This is a genomic window from Streptomyces sp. NPDC044063, assembly GCF_056434285.1.
The window spans coordinates 1-16803 of sequence record NZ_JBWKFM010000011.1 but is presented as its reverse complement, the minus strand read 5'-3'; the positions used below and the strand labels follow the sequence as shown (position 1 = coordinate 16803).

General features: G+C 73.0%; 15 protein-coding genes and 1 tRNA gene. 5 read left to right on the top strand and 11 right to left on the bottom strand.

The window, feature by feature from the left end; translation table 11 throughout:
* Positions 1–154: 154 nt before the first annotated feature.
* Positions 155–228 (bottom strand) — tRNA-Met (locus tag AC07BS_RS15575).
* A 43-nt stretch (positions 229–271) separates the two neighbouring features.
* Positions 272–3166, bottom strand: coding sequence for a UPF0182 family membrane protein (locus AC07BS_RS15570; protein WP_478932743.1), 2895 nt, complete (start codon positions 3164–3166; stop codon positions 272–274).
* 209 nt (positions 3167–3375) lie between these two features.
* On the opposite strand from AC07BS_RS15570, the gene AC07BS_RS15565 reads away from it, so the two are divergent.
* Positions 3376–3966 (top strand): PPA1309 family protein, encoded by a 591-nt coding sequence (locus AC07BS_RS15565; RefSeq protein WP_478642713.1) that lies wholly within the window; start codon positions 3376–3378, stop codon positions 3964–3966.
* A gap of 18 nt (positions 3967–3984) precedes the next feature.
* Here AC07BS_RS15565 and AC07BS_RS15560 read toward each other — a convergent pair whose 3' ends face one another.
* From AC07BS_RS15560 to AC07BS_RS15545, 4 genes are all read right to left on the bottom strand, one after another.
* Complete coding sequence (locus AC07BS_RS15560; protein ID WP_478932552.1) at positions 3985–5073, bottom strand: YlbL family protein; 1089 nt, start codon at positions 5071–5073, stop codon at positions 3985–3987.
* 74 nt (positions 5074–5147) lie between these two features.
* On the bottom strand, positions 5148–5351 hold the full coding sequence (locus AC07BS_RS15555) for a hypothetical protein (protein ID WP_478932755.1): 204 nt from the start codon (positions 5349–5351) through the stop codon (positions 5148–5150).
* 158 nt (positions 5352–5509) lie between these two features.
* Positions 5510–5965: a molybdenum cofactor biosynthesis protein MoaE gene (locus AC07BS_RS15550; RefSeq protein ID WP_478932550.1), complete on the bottom strand. Its 456-nt coding sequence runs from the start codon at positions 5963–5965 to the stop codon at positions 5510–5512.
* 119 nt (positions 5966–6084) lie between these two features.
* Positions 6085–7224, bottom strand: a complete 1140-nt coding sequence (locus AC07BS_RS15545) for an SDR family oxidoreductase (RefSeq protein WP_478642720.1) — start codon at positions 7222–7224, stop codon at positions 6085–6087.
* Between the two features lie 203 nt (positions 7225–7427).
* On the opposite strand from AC07BS_RS15545, the gene AC07BS_RS15540 reads away from it, so the two are divergent.
* A complete protein-coding gene (locus tag AC07BS_RS15540; protein WP_478642722.1) occupies positions 7428–8864 on the top strand; it encodes a zinc-dependent metalloprotease in 1437 nt (478 codons plus the stop codon).
* Positions 8861–9382 (top strand): NUDIX hydrolase, encoded by a 522-nt coding sequence (locus tag AC07BS_RS15535; RefSeq protein ID WP_478642724.1) that lies wholly within the window; start codon positions 8861–8863, stop codon positions 9380–9382. Before AC07BS_RS15540 ends, AC07BS_RS15535 begins: the two co-directional genes overlap by 4 nt.
* Before the next feature lie 70 nt (positions 9383–9452).
* On the opposite strand, the gene AC07BS_RS15530 is transcribed toward AC07BS_RS15535, so the two are convergent.
* The 4 genes from AC07BS_RS15530 to AC07BS_RS15515 form a co-directional block, all read right to left on the bottom strand.
* A complete protein-coding gene (locus AC07BS_RS15530; RefSeq protein ID WP_478642726.1) occupies positions 9453–10211 on the bottom strand; it encodes an AIM24 family protein in 759 nt (252 codons plus the stop codon).
* Between the two features lie 16 nt (positions 10212–10227).
* Entirely contained in the window at positions 10228–10911 is a 684-nt protein-coding gene (locus AC07BS_RS15525; protein ID WP_478642728.1) for an AIM24 family protein, read from the bottom strand.
* Positions 10912–10922: 11 nt separating this feature from the next.
* Positions 10923–12713, bottom strand: a complete 1791-nt coding sequence (locus AC07BS_RS15520) for a TerD family protein (protein ID WP_478642730.1) — start codon at positions 12711–12713, stop codon at positions 10923–10925.
* A 93-nt stretch (positions 12714–12806) separates the two neighbouring features.
* Positions 12807–13424, bottom strand: coding sequence for a M48 metallopeptidase family protein (locus tag AC07BS_RS15515; protein ID WP_478642733.1), 618 nt, complete (start codon positions 13422–13424; stop codon positions 12807–12809).
* Between the two features lie 377 nt (positions 13425–13801).
* Here AC07BS_RS15515 and AC07BS_RS15510 point away from each other — a divergent pair, with 377 nt between their 5' ends.
* Together AC07BS_RS15510 and AC07BS_RS15505 are read left to right on the top strand one after the other, a co-directional pair.
* Entirely contained in the window at positions 13802–14887 is a 1086-nt protein-coding gene (locus tag AC07BS_RS15510) for a ThiF family adenylyltransferase (protein ID WP_478643220.1), read from the top strand.
* Positions 14888–14980: 93 nt separating this feature from the next.
* Entirely contained in the window at positions 14981–16345 is a 1365-nt protein-coding gene (locus AC07BS_RS15505) for an ABC1 kinase family protein (protein WP_478932546.1), read from the top strand.
* Positions 16346–16414: 69 nt separating this feature from the next.
* On the opposite strand, the gene AC07BS_RS15500 is transcribed toward AC07BS_RS15505, so the two are convergent.
* A complete protein-coding gene (locus AC07BS_RS15500; RefSeq protein ID WP_478642737.1) occupies positions 16415–16612 on the bottom strand; it encodes a hypothetical protein in 198 nt (65 codons plus the stop codon).
* Positions 16613–16803 lie beyond the last annotated feature (191 nt).

Genomic DNA, 16803 nt, shown 5'->3' with positions numbered 1-16803 from the left:
CTCTAATCAAAGCCCCCGCACACAACCCGCACAGACCGCGCGTGCCGGGCACTGGACGCGTGTTCTGGCCCCGGCGGCCCCCGGCGAGGGGCCCGGGGCGGCCCCGGTACACGACAAGGCCCGGAGTCCATGAACTCCGGGCCTTGTCTTTGAGTAGCGGGGACAGGATTTGAACCTGCGACCTCTGGGTTATGAGCCCAGCGAGCTACCGAGCTGCTCCACCCCGCGCCGTTGTAGGAACAACCGTACCACGGCGCGGGGTGGCCGTTGGCTAACCGCCGGAGCCGCCCCCGGAGTCGCCGCCGGAGGTCTTGGCCTCCGCCTTGGCCACCCGGTCGAGCGCGTCCTTGAGCTCCTTCTGGGCCTTGCCGTATGCCGCCCAGTCCTTGGTGTCGAGCGCCTTCTGGCTGGCCTCGTACGCGTCCAGCGCGTCCTTGACCGCCTGCTTGACCGTCGCGTCCTGGGCCGGCGGCTTGGTCGGCTGCCCGGTCGCCGGCGGCGGCTGGGCGCCGGTGTCCGGGCCCTTCTCGCCGAAGATCTCGTCCAGCGCCTCGTCCAGGGTGTCCTTGAACGCGATCTTCTCGCCGTAGTTGACCAGGACCTTCTTCAGCAGCGGGTAATTCGAGCCGGTGCCGCGCATATAGACGGGCTCGACGTAGAGCAGGCCGCCGTCCAGCGGGACGGTCAGCAGATTGCCGTACTCGACCTTGGAATCGCCGCGCTTCCAGATATTGATCTGGTCGGCGACCCGGGTGTCGCCGTTGAACTTGCTCTGCGCCTGCTCCGGTCCCCAGACCGTCGTCTCCGACGGCAGTTTGAGAATGCGGATGCTGCCGTAGCCCGAGCTCTTCGCGTCGGCGTCGACCGCCATGAAGGCACCGAGGTTGGGCCGGTTCCTGGGCGTGAACGTCGTCGTCAGCGAGAAGGTCTGCTTCTGCTGGTCCGGCATCCGCATGCTCAGGTAGTACGGCGGGACCGCGTTGCCCTCCTCGTTGGTCGGGTCGTCCGGGACCTGCCAGCGCTCACTGCCGGTGTAGAACGTCCCCGGGTCGGTGACGTGGTAGCGGGTGAGCAGCTCGCGCTGGACCTTGAACAGGTCCTGCGGGTAGCGCAGGTGGTCCATCAGCGCGGGGCTGATGGCGCTCTTCGCCTTCACCGTGCCCGGGAAGGCCTTCATCCAGGTCTTGAGCACCGGGTCCTTGTCGTCCCACTGGTACAGCTTGACCGTGCCGTCGTAGGCGTCGACCGTCGCCTTGACCGAGTTGCGGATGTAGTTGACCTGGTTCTGCTGGGCGACGACCGCGCGCTGGCCGGTGGTCAGCGAGTCGGTGGTGGTGTCGCCGAGGGTGGTGCGCGAGGCGTACGGGTAGCCGTTGCTGGTGGTGTAGGCGTCCACGATCCACTGGATGCGCCCGTCGACCACGGCGGGGTAGGCGTCGCCGTCGATGGTCAGCCACGGGGCGACCGACTCGACGCGCTCCTTGGGCGTGCGGTTGTAGAGGATCCGCGAGCCCTTGCCGATGGCGCCGGAGTAGAGGATCTGCGGCTCGCCGAACGCCACCGCGTACGCCGCCCGGTTCACCGGGCCGGAGAGGCTGACGCCGCTCTTCCCCTGATAGCTGTAGCTCGTCTCGCCCTGGTCGCTGGGGTGGTCGAGCTCCTTCTGCGGACCGCCCACGATCGAGTACTGGGTGGTCTTCTCGCCGTAGTAGACGCGCTGCTCGTACCGCCCGAGCATGCCCTCGGTGGGCAGCTTCTTCTCGGTGAAGTCCGGGGCGCCGGCCTTGTCGGTCGAGGTGCCCTTCGCCGTGATGGCGCCGTAGCCGTGGGTGTACTTGAAGTGGTCGTTGATCCAGTTGCGCTCGGGAATCCCCTTGAGGTTCAGCTCGCGCAGACCGATGACCGTGTCCTGCTCCTTGCCGTCCACCTTGTAGCGGTCGACATCAAGGGTGGACGGGAACTGGTAGTACCCGCGGACCTGCTGCTCCTGCTGGAAGGCCGGGGAGACGACGTTGGGGTCGAGCAGACGGAGGCTGGCGGTGGCCGCGGCGTCGCCGCGCAGCTTCTCCTTGTCCTTGCCCTTGATGTCGCTCGTGCCCGCGTAGTCCTTCACCTTGGAGTCGTCGATGCCGTAGGCCTCGCGCGTCGCCGCGATGTTCTTCTTGATGTACGGCGCCTCCTTGGCCTGCTCGTTCGGCTGCACCTGGAACTTCTGCACGATCGCCGGGTAGAGCCCGCCGATCAGCACCGCGGAGAGCACCATCAGACCGAAGCCGATCACCGGCAGCTGCCAGGTGCGCCGCCAGAGGGTGGCGAAGAACAGCACCGCGCAGATCAGCGCGATGATGAAGAGGATCGTCTTGGCCGGCAGGTAGGCGTTGGCGTCGACGTAGCGCAGGCCCGTCCAGCCGTCGGCCGACTTCAGCCCGCTGGACTTCACCGCCAGGCCGTACCGGTCCAGCCAGTAGGCGACGGCCTTCAGCAGGACGAACACGCCCAGCAGGACCGACAGGTGGCCGGTGGCGGCCTTGGTGGCCCGCCCGCCCGGGCTCGTGAGCCGCAGCCCGCCGTAGAGGTAGTGCACCAGGGCGGCGGCGATCAGCGACAGGATGGCCGCCGCGAAGCCGAAGCTCAGCAGGAAGCGGTACCAGGGCAGGTCGAAGGTGTAGAACGAGATGTCCTTGTGGAACTGCGGGTCGCGCCGCCCGAACGGGACGGCGTTGACCCACTGGAGCCACGTGCGCCACTGCCCGGCGGCCGAGGCGCCGGCGACCAGCCCGACGAGCGCGGCGATCGCCAGCAGCACCCACTTCTTGTAGGGGGCGACGCTCATCCGGTAGCGGTCGAGGCTCTGCTGCTCCATCGACATCGCGCTCAGCGGCGGCCGCAGCCGGTGCGCGAGCCAGATGTTGAGCCCCACCGCCACGGCCATCAGCAGGCCGAAGACGGCGAACAGGCCGATCTTGGTGCCGAGGGTGGTGGTGAAGACCGACGAGTAGTCGACCGAGCGGTACCAGAGCCAGTCCGTCCAGAACCCGGCGAACATCACGAAGAGCATGGCGAGCACCGCCAGCACGCCGAGGGTCATCAGCAGGGTCCGGACGCGCCGGGACGGCCGGCCGACTCTGATCCGTGGCCCGTGCGGGCCTCCGCCGCGGTCCGGCATCTGGAAAGCCAAGGTGCGCACCTCGATGTTTCGCTGTCGGTGGAGCTGTGGGTGGAGCTGTCGGTCGTACTGCGGGTGGTGCGACGGGTCCCGTCCGGCGTGCCGGCCGTGCCCCGCGCGGCCCCCGGTGGTGCGGGGTCCACTGAGGCAACTTACCGAGGCTTTACTCGGTTCCCGATTTCGGGCTGTCTCAGGGCACGATATTGACCATGTCCAGCAATACCGGTTCGAACCTTCCCGGCTCGCACGAGCCCTCCGCACCCATGGCGGCCAGCCCGCTGACCCGCGCCGTCCTCGAGATCGACGAGTACGCCTCCGGGCTCGGCTGGGACCAGCCCGCCCGTCTCTTCGCCCTGGTCGACACGGCCCGGCTGCGTACCCAGGAGCCCGGCCTGGCGGCCCAGCTCGGGCTCGACGACGACACCCAGGGGGCGGCCGCGCCGTCCTACACCCCGATCGAACAGGAGGAGCTGCCGCCCGGCACCGCCCTCGACAAGTTCCTCGGCACCATCGCCTGGCCGGAGGCCGTGGTGGGGTGCGCCCTGACCGTGGAGCGCCTGATGCTCCCGCCGTCCGCCGAGGCCTCCGTGCCCCACGGCATGTCCGACAAGCAGCTCGCCGGCTGGGTGGCCAAGCACCCGGACCGCCAGGAGGTCCGCATGACCGTGGCCGTGCTGCGCGACGGCGCCCGCGAGTCGGCGGTGCGGCTGCGCGAGAAGGACTCGCCGACCGAGGTCCTCACCGGCGCCGACCTGGTGCCGGGCCTGGCCGAGGCGCTGGCCGCGACGTTCGAGGACTGATCGCCCGGGGGACGCGGCTCAGCGTGCCGAGCACAGCGGCACGCCGGCCGTGTCCCCCTTGCGGATCTTCTCCAGGGACGTCAGGGCGTCCTTGATCGTGTCGACCTTCACCAGGGTCAGGCCGGAGGGTGCGTCCTTCGCCGCGGCCGCGCAGTTGTCCTTGGGGGTCAGGAAGTAGCGGGCGCCCTTGGAGCGCGCCCCGACCGTCTTCATCTGCACGCCGCCGATCGGCCCCACCTTGCCGTCGTCGTCGATCGTCCCGGTGCCGGCGACGAACTTCCCGCCGGTGAGGTCCTCGGGGGTCAGCTTGTCGACTATCCCGAGGGCGAACATCAGGCCCGCGCTCGGCCCGCCGACGTCCGCGAGCTTGATGTTGATCGTGAACGGGAAGGTGTGGTCCCGGCCCGCCTGGATGCCGACGATCGCCCGGCCGTCCTCGGGGGCCTTGCCCGTGACGAGGGTGACCTTCTCCTCGGTCCTGGGCTGCCGCTTCTCCTTCTCCGCGGCGGCCGCCTCCTTGGCGGGGACGATCAGGAAGGTGACCTTCTCGCCGGGCTTGTGCTTGGTGACCAGCTTGGCCACGTCGCCGTGCTCCTCGACCGCGGTGCCGTCCACGGCCTTGATCACGTCGCCGGCGTGGAGGACGCCCTCGGCGGGGCTGCCCTTGACCACGGACGACACGACCACGCGGGTGCCGACCGGGATGTCCAGCTGCTTCAGGGCGGCGACCTTGGCGCTCTCCTGGGACTGGGTGAACTCCTCCGCCGTCTCCTGGTTCAGCTCGTCCGGGGACTTGTCGTCCGGGTAGAGCGTGCTGTGCGGCACCACCAGGTTGTCGTGCGCGAGCCAGCCGTAGACCGCCTCGACCAGATTCATCCGGTACTGCGAACCGGTCACCCGGACCGTCGTCATGTTGAGGTGCCCGGAGGTCGGGTAGGTCTTGCGGCCCGAGATCTGGAGCACCGGCTCGCCGCCGTGCTCACCGAGCGTGTTGACCGTCGGCCCCGGCGACATCTCGGAGTAGGGCACGGGGATCAGCACGCCGGCGCAGAGCAGCGCGATCAGCATCAGGAGGGAGGCGAGCATCGTCGCGGTGCGGCGGGGCATGGAACGACAGTACGGGACGGGTCCGGCAGTCCACTCCCGGGGCGGTCCGTCCGGGGCAGCTACGGGACGCTCCGCTAGCGTGCCGAGCCGGAGCCGGACTCGGTGCGTTCCATCGCCTCGCGGAACTTCGCGTACCCCGCCAGTTCCGCGACATCGGCGGCCTTCCGGTTACGGGCGGCCCAGGCGCCCCACAGCGCGGCGACGACCGCCGCGGCAACCGGAATCAGCAACCAAGCGAGCGCCGCCATGCCGGCCTCCGACCCCTCACGCAAGCGCACTGACTGATGCGAACAACCGATGAGAACAACTGATGAGCAGATTAGTCGTCTTCGGTCTCAACGCTTACGTCAGGGGGACGGTTACGCAACCGGAAGCGGCCCGAAGGAGGGCGGTTTCGGACCAATGGGTGACAGCACCCGCGCGAACCAGAGGTGCCCTAGACGCCCACCCATTCCTCGGTGCCGTCCGCGAAGCTCTGGTGCTTCCATATCGGGACCTCGCTCTTGAGGTCGTCGATCAGCCGGCGGCAGGCCTCGAACGCCTCCGCCCGGTGGGGACAGGAGACGGCCACGACGACCGCGAGGTCCCCCACGGCCAGCTCCCCCACCCGGTGCACAGCGGCCAGGGCCCGGACCGGGAAGTCCACCGCGACCTTCTCCGCGACCCGGCGCAGCTCCGCCTCGGCGCTGGGGTGGGCGGAGTAGCCGAGCCCGGTGACGTCCGCGCCGCCGTCGTGGTCGCGCACCGTGCCGACGAACAGGGCCGTGCCGCCCGCGGCGTCGTCACCGACGGCCGCGAAGACCTCGTCCACGGACAGCGGGGTGTCCCGGACCGCCAGGAGGCGGACCGGATCCTGGGCGGCGCGCTCGCCGGGGTGGTCGTAGCTGCTCATACGCCCATCGTGCCGTACGCCCAGGGCGGCACCGACCCGCGGTTCGGCCGGAACCGCGCGACGGGCCCTGTACGGTCCTCCAGGCGCCGGCACGGCCCCGCGGGCGCCCGCCGGCAGCCCTACAGGCGCCGGCGGGCCTTGCGGGCCCGGCGGACCAGCGCGGCGGTGCCCAGCAGGGCCACGGTCGCGCCGGCGGCCCCGGCCGCGGTGGCGTCCTTGCGGCCCAGGCGGCGCCCGGCGACCGTGTGGCGGCCGGCGACCTCCTCCAGCAGCTCGGCGAGGACCTCCTCGTTGGTCCAGCGCGGCCGCCAGCCCGCGTCGTGCAGCCGGTGCCCGCTGACGACCCAGGGGTGCATCGTGTACTCCAGGTCGCCCGCCGGGGACGGGGTGAGCCCCAGGCGGTGCAGCCGCGAGGCCGCCCCCAGGGCCACGGCCGAGGGCAGCTCCATCCGCCGGATGCCGCTGAGCTCCTCGATCTCCTCCTGCTCCAGCCACCCGTCGCAGCCGACGGCGAGCTCCCCCTCCGCCTTCTCCAGGGCGGCGAACTCCAGCGCGCTCACCAGGTCCTCCACATGGCAGAACTGCCAGGTGGGCCGGGATCCGGCGACCACCAGGAGGCGGGGCGACTCGAAGTAGCGGGTGAGCGCGGTGTCGGTGCCGCCGACCAGGACGGCGGGCCGCAGCACGGTGACGTTCAGGCCGGGGTGCGCCCGGGGCGCGCGCCTGGCCAGCCGCTCTATCTCCAGCAGGTCCCCCACGCCCGTCGCCTCGGCGGTCGCCCGCAGCTCGGCGTCCTCGGCGAGCGGCACGTCGTTGTCGGGACGCGCCCCGTAGACCATGGCGGAGGTGCACAGCACCACGCGGTGCACACCGGCCGCGGCGGCGGCGGTCAGCACGGTCTGGGTGCCCCGCACGTTGTACGCCGTACGGGCCGCGTCGTCGGACTCCAGGTCGAGGTCGAGCGCGAGGTGGACCACCACGTCCGCGCCGCGCAGCTTCTCGGCGATCGCCGGGTCGCGGACGTCCAGCACGTGCCACTGCGCCTCGGTCACGTCGCCGCGGCGCTCGTCGATGGCCACGACGTGCTTGATCTCCTCGGAGGCGGCCAGCCGCCGTGTGAGGAGCGCGCCGACGCCGCGCGCGGCACCGGTGACGGCCACGACGGGCCGCCGGCCGCGCGCGGCCGGGCCGTGCGGGGTCGTCGTCTCGCGCGCGGAACCGTTTCGCGCTGCGCGAACTTCTCGGTCTGGGGAACTCACCGGGCGTCTCCAGCGGTTGTCTTCAGTACGTATGTGCCATCACCGTTGTCATGACACGTACGTACCAGGTGACGTCCATCCTGCCGCAGGCCCCGGGCGCGTGGAGCACCAAGCCCGGATAGCGGCGAGGTGTCTACGCTTGGTGGTGTTGTCGGGCATTCGCCGCCGGCCGAAGCCGGCGGCCCTACGAGCCGAGGAAACCCGTGAGTGACACCCCATTCGGATTCGGTCTTCCGCCGGAGGAGCCGGAGAACGGCGACGACGGCAAGAAGAAGGGCGGCGGCCAGGGCGGCCAGGGGCCCGCGAATCCGTTCGGGTTCGGCGGGCCGGCCGGCGGCGGGGACAACCCGTTCGCCGCGATGTTCGGCTCGATGAACCCGGCGGACCTCGGAGCCGCCTTCCAGCAGCTGGGCCAGATGCTCTCCTACGAGGGCGGCCCGGTGAACTGGGAGATGGCCCAGCAGATCGCCCGCCAGACCGTCGCGCAGGGCACCGCCGACGGCACCAAGGACGCCAGCGTCACCGACGGCGAGCGGTCCGCGGTCCAGGAGGCCGTACGCCTGGCCGACCTGTGGCTGGACGGCGTCACGTCGCTGCCCTCGGGCTCCGGCACGGCCGTCGCCTGGAGCCGCGCGGAGTGGGTCGAGGCGACCCTGCCGGTGTGGAAGGACCTCGTCGACCCGGTCGCGGAGCGCGTCGGCGCCGCCATGGGCGGGGTGCTGCCCGAGGAGATGCAGGCCATGGCGGGCCCGCTGCTCGGCATGATGCGCAGCATGGGCGGCGCCATGTTCGGCACCCAGATCGGCCAGGCCGTGGGCGTGCTGGCGGGCGAGGTCGTCGGCTCCACCGACATCGGCCTGCCGCTGGGCCCGGCCGGCAAGGCCGCGCTGCTGCCCGTGAACATCGAGGCCCTGGGCTCCGGCCTGGGCGTCCCGCAGGACGAGGTGCGGCTGTACCTGGCCCTGCGCGAGGCCGCCCACCAGCGGCTCTTCGCCCACGTGCCGTGGCTGCGCTCGCACCTGTTCGGCGCGGTCGAGGGCTACGCGCGCGGCATCAAGGTCGACACGGCCAAGCTGGAGGACGTGGTCGGCCAGCTCGACCCCACGCACCCCGAGCAGCTGCAGGACGCCCTCCAGCAGGGCATGTTCCAGCCGGAGGACACCCCGGAGCAGAAGGCCGCGCTGGCCCGCCTGGAGACCGCGCTCGCGCTGGTCGAGGGCTGGGTGGACGCCGTCGTGCACGCGGCCGCCGCGCCGCACCTGCCGTCGGCCGGCGCCCTGCGCGAGACGCTGCGCCGGCGCCGCGCCTCGGGCGGCCCCGCCGAGCAGACGTTCGCCACGCTGATCGGCCTGGAGCTGCGGCCGCGCCGGCTGCGCGACGCCTCCCGGCTGTGGGCCTCGCTCACGGACGCGCGGGGCATGGACGGCCGGGACGCCCTCTGGGAGCACCCGGACATGCTGCCGACGGCCGCCGACCTGGACGACCCGGACGGCTTCGTCCACCGTGAGCAGCTGGACTTCTCCGAGCTCGACAAGATGCTCGGCGAGGCCGCCAAGGGCTCGGCCGGCTCCGGCGAGCCCGGCGAGGGCCGGGAGAAGAGCGGCGACCAGGGCGACGGCAAGGGCGACGACGGGAAGTGAGCCTCCACGAGAACGCGACCCTCGTCCTGAAGGGGTACGAGGACCAGCCCGAGCTGCGCGACGTCTACCTGGACCACCTGGCCGCCCACCCGGACGGCATGGGGAAGCCCTGCCAGGCGGGGCATGTGACCGCGAGCGCCCTGGTGATCGACCCGGAGCGCGGGCAGGTGCTGCTCACGCTCCACCGCAAGCTGCGGATGTGGCTCCAGATGGGCGGCCACTGCGAGCCCGGTGACGCCACGCTGGAGGCGGCCGCGCTGCGGGAGGCCACCGAGGAGTCCGGCATCGCGGGGCTCACCCTGCTGCCGGGCGGCCCGGTGCGGCTGGACCGGCACCCGATCCCGGCGCCCTGCAACTGGCACCTGGACGTGCAGTACGCGGCCCTGGTGCCGCCGGGCGCGGTGGCGGCCATCAGCGACGAGTCGCTGGACCTGCGCTGGTTCCCGTACGACGAGGTGGCCGGGGTGGCCGACGACTCGGTGGTGCAGCTGACGCGGCGGACGCTGGCGCGGCTGTGACCGCGCTGTGAGTCATCGGTAAGGGGCGGTCGCCATGGCGGCCGCCCCTTACCGTTGTCGGTCACCGCTGTCAGTTGGACCAGATGTTGCCCTGGTTCTGGCCGTGGGCGCCGTGCTGGCCGAAGCCGTACTGCGCCATGGCGCCCTGGCCGATCTGGGCGCCCTGGGGCGGCAGCATCTCGCTGGGCTGCACGAGCGCGTAGCCGCGGCCGAGGAAGCCGAGCTCCCAGCCCTCGCCCGTGCCGCCGCGACGGCGCCACACGCCCGAGGAGGACGTCTGGGCCTGCATCTGGACGCGCAGGGACGACGTCCAGGCGACGACCGCGTCGGCGTCGGCGAACGCGTACTTCTCGGGCGTGACCTCCAGCAGCAGGGGCTGCCCGGAGGTCATCAGGGCGACCTTGCCCCGCCCGCTGATGGTGAGCTGGTAGGCGCCGGTGCCGGAGATCCCGAACTGGCTGTCCACCGCGACGGCGTCCCAGTGCAGGGTGGAGTCCAGCGCCAGGACGTAGGAGCTGTCCACGGTCAGGCCCTCGTGGTCGACGTCGACGACGTGGACGTGCTGGGCGAGGTTGGCGAGGTAGACGGTGCCCTGCCCGGAGCAGCGCATCAGGTCCAGGCCCTCGCCGGTGTGGGTCTGGGCGCGCTGCTGGCCGGGCGTGCGGTACTCGCCGTCGAACTCGATGAGGCCCTGGTAGGCGACCATCGAGCCCTTGCGGGCGAGGACGTCGTCGTGGCCGGTGAGGGAGACGCGCAGCATCTGCGGGTTCTGCAGGGCGTAGCGGTCCTGCGTCTGGGCCTCGGTGTGGCCGAAAAGCGGGCTCTGCATGATCTTCCTCGTCCCCTCAGCCCCGGGCCCGGAGCCGGTCGGTGCTGTCCTCGCTGGGCTGTACGACCACGAATCCCTGGCCGGAGAAGCCCAGTTGGTAGGCCTCGCCGCTGCCGCGGCCGATCATCGAGGAAGCCTTGAAGCTGCGCTTCCCCTTCATCCGCAGATGGGTGGACCAGGCGACGAGGGCGTCGGGGTCCACATAGGTCTCGTCCTCGCCGCCGCCGCAGTCCACGACGATGGGGGTGCCGCGCGAGGTCAGGGCGACCCAGCCGGTGCCGCTGACGACGACGTTGAACAGGCCCTGGCCGGCGAACTTGGCCATGCCCTTGACCCGCTCGACGCCCCACTGGAGGTGGGCGTCGAAGGCCAGCAGGTTGGTGCCGTTGACGGAGACGGACTCGTTGTTGAGGTTGAGGCAGACGACGTCGGCGCCGTAGTCGGCGAGGTAGAGCAGCCCGTCGCCGCTGCACTTCATCAGCGGGGCGCCCTCGCCGGTGAGCCACTGGGAGGCCATCTGGCGGATGGCGGGCGGGTTGGGCTCGTACTGGACGTAGCCCTCGTAGGCGACCATCGAGCCGGTGCGCGCGAACAGGTCGTGGCCGGTCTGCATGGCCACCTTCAGCATGCTGCTGCCGTGGTTCTCCATGCGGGCGGCGGGCGGGGTCGGGGCGTGGCCCGTGATCAGCGACTGGTCCATGACGGGCTCCCTCAGACCTCGTAGGGCTGGACGACGATGAAGTTGCCGGGCGCGCCGCGGAACTGGAGGTTCACGGTCTCTCCGCTGTGGCCCGGGTAGGCGGTGCGGCGGATCCGCACCTGGCTGGAGACGATCACCTGGGCTCCGGCGGACCAGGCGACGATGGCGTTGCTGTCGGCGAAGGTGGTCGGGGTGACCGGCAGGACCACGGGGGTGCCGTGCGTCTTGACGACGACGGTGCCGGTGCCGTGGAACTGCATGGTGAACAGCGCGCCGCCGGGGATGCCGTGGCCCTCGATGCGGCGGACCTCGTGGTGGAGCGACTCGTCGAAGGCGAGGACGGCGTCCGCCGAGACGCAGAGGGCCTCGTTCTCCAGCTGGATGGGGTGGAGGTGCGAGGAGTCCTCGGCGAGGAAGACCTGCCCGCGGCCGGTGCAGCGCATCAGCTGCATCTCCTGGCCGGTGGCGTTGCCGACGATGCGGCCCATGAAGCCGGCGCCCTTGTAGGCGAAGTCGACCTTGCCCTGGTAGAGGACCATGCTGCCCTGGCGGGCGAGCACCGGCTGCGGGTCGGCGCCGAGGTCGACGCGGACGAGCTTGGGGTTCTGCAGGGTCCAGCGCTGCCCGTTGGGGGCCTCGCGGTAGCGCTCGAAGCCGGCCTGGACGCCGGGAGCGACCGGGGCGGCGCCGTACGGGGCCTGGCCGGGCGCGGGCGCGCCGTAGGGGGCCGCCTGGGCCTGGTGGGGCTGCTGGCCCGGGTGGGGCTGCTGGGCGCCGTAGGGCTGGGCGGGCATGCCGGGCTGTCCGGGCATGCCCGGCTGCGCGGGGACGCCCGGCTGGCCGTAGGGCTGCTGGAGCGCCGGGAAGGCCTGGGTGGGCGCGGCGGGCTGGGCGTACGCGCCGTGCTGCCCGGGGACGCCGGGCGGGGGCGGCGGGGGCGGGACCACACCGCCGGGCGGGGTCTGGCCGTGCCCGCCGGCCTGGCCACCGGGCTGACCGCCGGTGAAGTAGCCGGGGGGCGCGATGGGCGCCGCCATGGTGGCGGCCGCGTGCATCTGGGGAGCCGGGGGCGCCACGGGCGGCGGGGTGCTGCCGGGCGGGGGCGGGAAGCCCTGGCCGGGCGGGGCCGGGGGTGCCTGGACGGGCTGGGGGGCGGCGGGGGGAGCGTAGGCCGGGGGCGCGCTCGCCTGCTGCGGGGGCGCGAAACCGGGGGCCGCGCCCTGGGCCGGAGCCGGGGCCTGGGCCGGGACGGGGGCCTGGGCGGGGGCCTCCTCCTCCACGACCTCGCCGCCGAAGTTCTTCAGCAGCGCTTCGAGACCGCCGTCGAAGCCCTGGCCGACGGCGGCGAACCGCCAGACGTCCTTGAGGTAGAGGTCGCCGAGCATCACCGCGCGCTCGGTGCTGAACTCCGCGCCCGTGAAGGAGTAGCGGGCCACCTCGACGCCGCCCGCGACGACGCGGAGGTAGCCCGGGCCGGCCTGCGCCATCTGGCCGGGACCGTCGAGGGTCGCGGTGAAGCTGAGCTTCTGGATGTGCGCCGGGACCTGGTCGAGGGTGACCCGGAAGGAGTCCGTGTCCCCGGCCTGGGCACCCAGCTGCTGGATGGCGCCCTCCGGCGACCGCGGCTGGTTGAAGAACACGAAGTAGCGGTCGTCCGACAGCCGCTCCTGGGCGTCCAGCCCGAAGCAGCTGATGTCGAAGGTCAGGCCGGGGCCGCCGATCTGCACGCCGACGTACAGATCGGTCCCGGCCGTCAGGTCACTGATCTTGGCCTTGTGGCCGCGCTGGAATTCCCTGGACATGCGTGACGACCGTCCCCCATCCGAACCTGCGGTGAATGCGTTGCGCCAGGCTAACGGCTGGGACGGGCGGGTCGTGCCGCCGGGGAGGCGGGCTCACTCGCTCCGGGCGGCCGGGAGGTGCGGCAGCCGGTCGGCGGACACCACGCCCTCCAGGTAGCCGCGGGCGCGCTCGGTGCGCGGATACGCCTCCAGCAGCCGCCAGAACTCCGGCCCGTGCCCGGGGACGAGCAGGTGCGCCAGCTCGTGCAGGAGGACGTAGTCGACGACGTACTCGGGCATGCCCTGGAGCCGGTGGGAGAGCCGGATGCTGCCCTCGGCGGGGGTGCACGAGCCCCAGCGGGTGTTCTGGTTGGTGACCCAGCGGACCGAGGCGGGGCGCGCCCGGCCGTGGAGATACTGCGCGGAGAGGCGGCGGGCCCGCTCGGCCAGCTCGCCGTCGCCGAGCATCCGCCGGCTCTCCTGCGCCGCGAGCTTGTCGAGCATCAGCCCGACCCAGCGCTTCTCCTCGGCCTCGGACATCCGGGCCGGGATGAGGACGACGGTCCGGCCGCCCTCGCGGTAGGCGGAGACCGTCCTGCGGCGGCGCGAGCTGCGCCGGACCTCGACCTCGGACCCCGTCCAGGTCTCGTGCCCGGCCCCCCGGCCGCCGGTGAGCGGGCTCGGGGCGCTGCGCGAGGGGCGGGCGGCGCTGTGCGGAGGGTCGACGGACACGCCCCGACGTTACCCGCTGGCGGCGGGGGAAGTCCCGCCCCTCGGCTCGCCTGTCGGGGCGCCTGTCGGGGGAATGCCCGGCCTGGCACATATCAGTACGACAATCACCCCGGCCCTGTGGACAACATCGAGCGAGGCCGGCGCGGGACGGGCATGCTGAAGGCCGAGCGAGGGGGGACACCATGCCGACGACACCACTGCCCGTACCCGGAACCGTGCCCGGGCCCATGCCCGGAACCGTGCCCGGGCCCATGCCCGGAACCGTGCCCGGGCCCATGCCCGGAACCGTGCCCGGGCCCATGCCCGCACCCGTGCCCGACCGGGAGGACGGCCCCGACCCCGTGGTGGCGGCGCGGGCGGCCGACTCCGCGCATCCGATGATCAAGCCCGCGCTGCGCCGGGCCTGGCGCGACCGCGAGACGGTGCAGTGCGGGGCCGCCCCCGCGCACGCGGTCGTCCTGGGCCCGGTGGACACGGCGACCGGCAGCTTCCTGGGCCTGCTCGACGGGACGCGCGGCATGCCGCTGCTCCGCGAGGAGGCCAGGGGGTTCGATCTGCCCGACGGGCGGGCGGACGCGCTGGTGGCGCGCCTGGCGGCGGCCGGGCTGCTCGACGATCCCCGCGCGGGCGGCCGGAAGGCGGCCGCGCTGCGGGCCCGCGGCGGCTCGCTGGAACGGCTGCGCCCGGACCTGGCCTCGCTGTCGGTGCTCCACCCGGAGCCGGGGGCGGCGATGCGGCTGATGGCGGCGCGGCAGGCGACACGGGTGCAGGTGCGGGGCGCCGGGCGGGTGGGGGCCGCGATCGCGGCGCTGCTGGCGGCCTCGGGCATCGGCAGGGTCGACGTCCTGGACGGCGGCCGCGTCGAGCCCTGGGACGTGTCACCCGGCGGGGTGGGGGTGGAACGCACGGGCGAGCGGCGGGACGCGGCGGTCCGGCAGGTGGTGCGGCAGGCCGCGCCGCTGCCCCGGCCGAGGGCGAGACCGGGCGGTGGCCGCACGGGTGAGGACGACGCGTCGCCGGCCCTGGTGGTGTTCGCGCCCCGCGACGGCCTCGCGGCCTACGCCCCGGACGCGGAGGCGGGGCGGGAGCTCGTCACGCGCGGGACCCCGCACCTGTACGCGGGGGTGCTGGAGGCGACCGGGATCGTGGGGCCGCTGGTGCTGCCGGGCGAGTCGGCGTGCGCGGGCTGCGTCGAGCTGGACCGGTCCGACCGGGACCCGGCGTGGGCGCGGATGCTCGCCCAGTGGCGGTCGGGCCGCGGCCCGGGAGTACCGTCGTGCGACATGGCACTGGCCACGGTCGTGGCGGGGCTGACCGTGGCGAGGGCGCTGGCCTTTCTCGACGGTGGGTCCACGGCGGGCGCGGGGGAACGGCTGGAGCTGGCCCTGCCGGGGCCCGGCTGGTCCCCCCGGCCCGTGGAGCCGCATCCGCGGTGCCCTTGCGGCGCGGCGGGCTCCGGGTGACCGGGGTGCGCCGGGTCCGAAGGGTGCCGCGCGGGACAATGACCCGGGTAACCGCCGTCCGAGGCGTGGCTGTTCAGCTAGTTGGAGGGGCGCATGTCTGATCTACCCCGCAAGGCGGTCACCCGTACCGCCAAGTTGGCCGCGCTGCCCTTGGGGTTCGCGGGGCGCACGGCGCTCGGGCTGGGGAAGCGCATCGGCGGGCGGCCGGCGGAGATCATCGCCGCGGAGCTCCAGCAGCGCACCGCCGAGCAGCTGTTCGCGACCCTCGGCCAGCTCAAGGGAGGGGCCATGAAGCTCGGACAGGCGCTGTCCGTCTTCGAGTCGGCCCTGCCCGAACAGGTCGCCGGCCCCTACCGGGCGGCGCTGACGAAGCTCCAGGAGGCGGCGCCGCCGATGCCGACGGCGTCGGTGCACGCGGCGCTGGCCCAGCGGCTGGGGCCGGACTGGCGGGAGCTGTTCGAGGAGTTCGAGGACCGGCCGGCGGCCGCGGCGTCCATCGGCCAGGTGCACCGGGCCGTGTGGCACGACGGTCGTGAGGTCGCGGTCAAGGTGCAGTATCCGGGGGCGGGTGAGGCGCTGCTCTCCGATCTGACGCAACTCGGCCGGTTCGCGAAGCTGCTGGGGCCGCTGGTGCCCGGGATGGACATCAAGCCGCTCATAACGGAGCTGCGTGACCGGGTGTCGGAGGAGCTGGACTACGAGCTGGAGGCGCGGGCGCAGAGCGCGCACGCGCGGGAGTTCGCCGGGGACGCCGATGTGACGGTGCCGGACGTGGTGCACCGGAGCGATCAGGTGCTGGTGACGGAGTGGCTGGAGGGGGTGCCGCTGTCCGAGGTGATCGCGAGCGGCACCCGGGAGCAGCGGGACCGGGCGGGGCAGTTGCTGGCCCGCTTCCTCTTCTCCGGCGCGGCCCGTACGGGCCTGCTGCACGCCGACCCGCACCCGGGCAACTTCCGGCTGCTGACCGGGGACGCCCCGGACGGCCCGCCGGAGAAGTGGCGGCTGGGGGTGCTGGACTTCGGCACGGTGGACCGGCTGCCGCAGGGGCTGCCGGTGGAGATAGGCACGGCGCTGCGGCTGACCCTGGACGGCCGGGCGGAAGCGGTCCACGAGCTGCTGCGGGAGGAGGGCTTCGTCAAGGCGGGGATCGAGCTGGACCCGGAGGCGGTGCTGGACTATCTGCTGCCGATCATCGAGCCGGCGCAGGTGGCGGAGTTCACCTTCACGAGGGAGTGGATGCGGACCCAGGCGACCCGGATCGCCGACCCCCGCTCCCCCGCCTACCAGCTGGCCCGGCAGCTCAACCTGCCGCCGGCCTACCTGCTGATCCACCGGGTGACGATGAGCACGATCGGTGTGCTCTGCCAGCTGGGCGCCACGGTGCGCCTGCGCGAGGAGATGGAGGCATGGGTGCCCGGCATCGCGGCCCACGACCGCAGCCAGGACACCCCTGCCTGAGCGACAAAGGGGGGTGGGGGGAAGGGGAGGGGGCGGGGGGGAGGGGCCCCCCCCCCGTCGATCTGCCCGTCACCACCAGGACGAGTCGAGTCGTCCCTCGATCGCTCTGAGGTTGGCTCGGGCGCAGTCGTCGCAGAAGTAGTGGCGGCTGCCGTTCTCGACGGAGCAGATCCAGGTGGGGGGCGGCGTGCCGCCGGGGGCCTCGGTGCCACAGCGAGCGCAGGTGACGGGCTCGGGGGTCTCGGTGGCCTCTGGGTTCAACTGCACTGGCTTATGCGTCTTCCGGTCCACTCCCAGACGATATCCCCGGGGGCGGGCGGGGTGCGGGTGGCGCACCCGGGCGGTGTCGACGTGGCCGTGACGCGGCGGGGGGGGGGGGGGGGGGGGGGGGGGGGGGGGGGGGGGGGGGGGGGGGGGGGGGGGGGGGGGGGGGGGGGGGGGGGGGGGGGGGGGGGGGG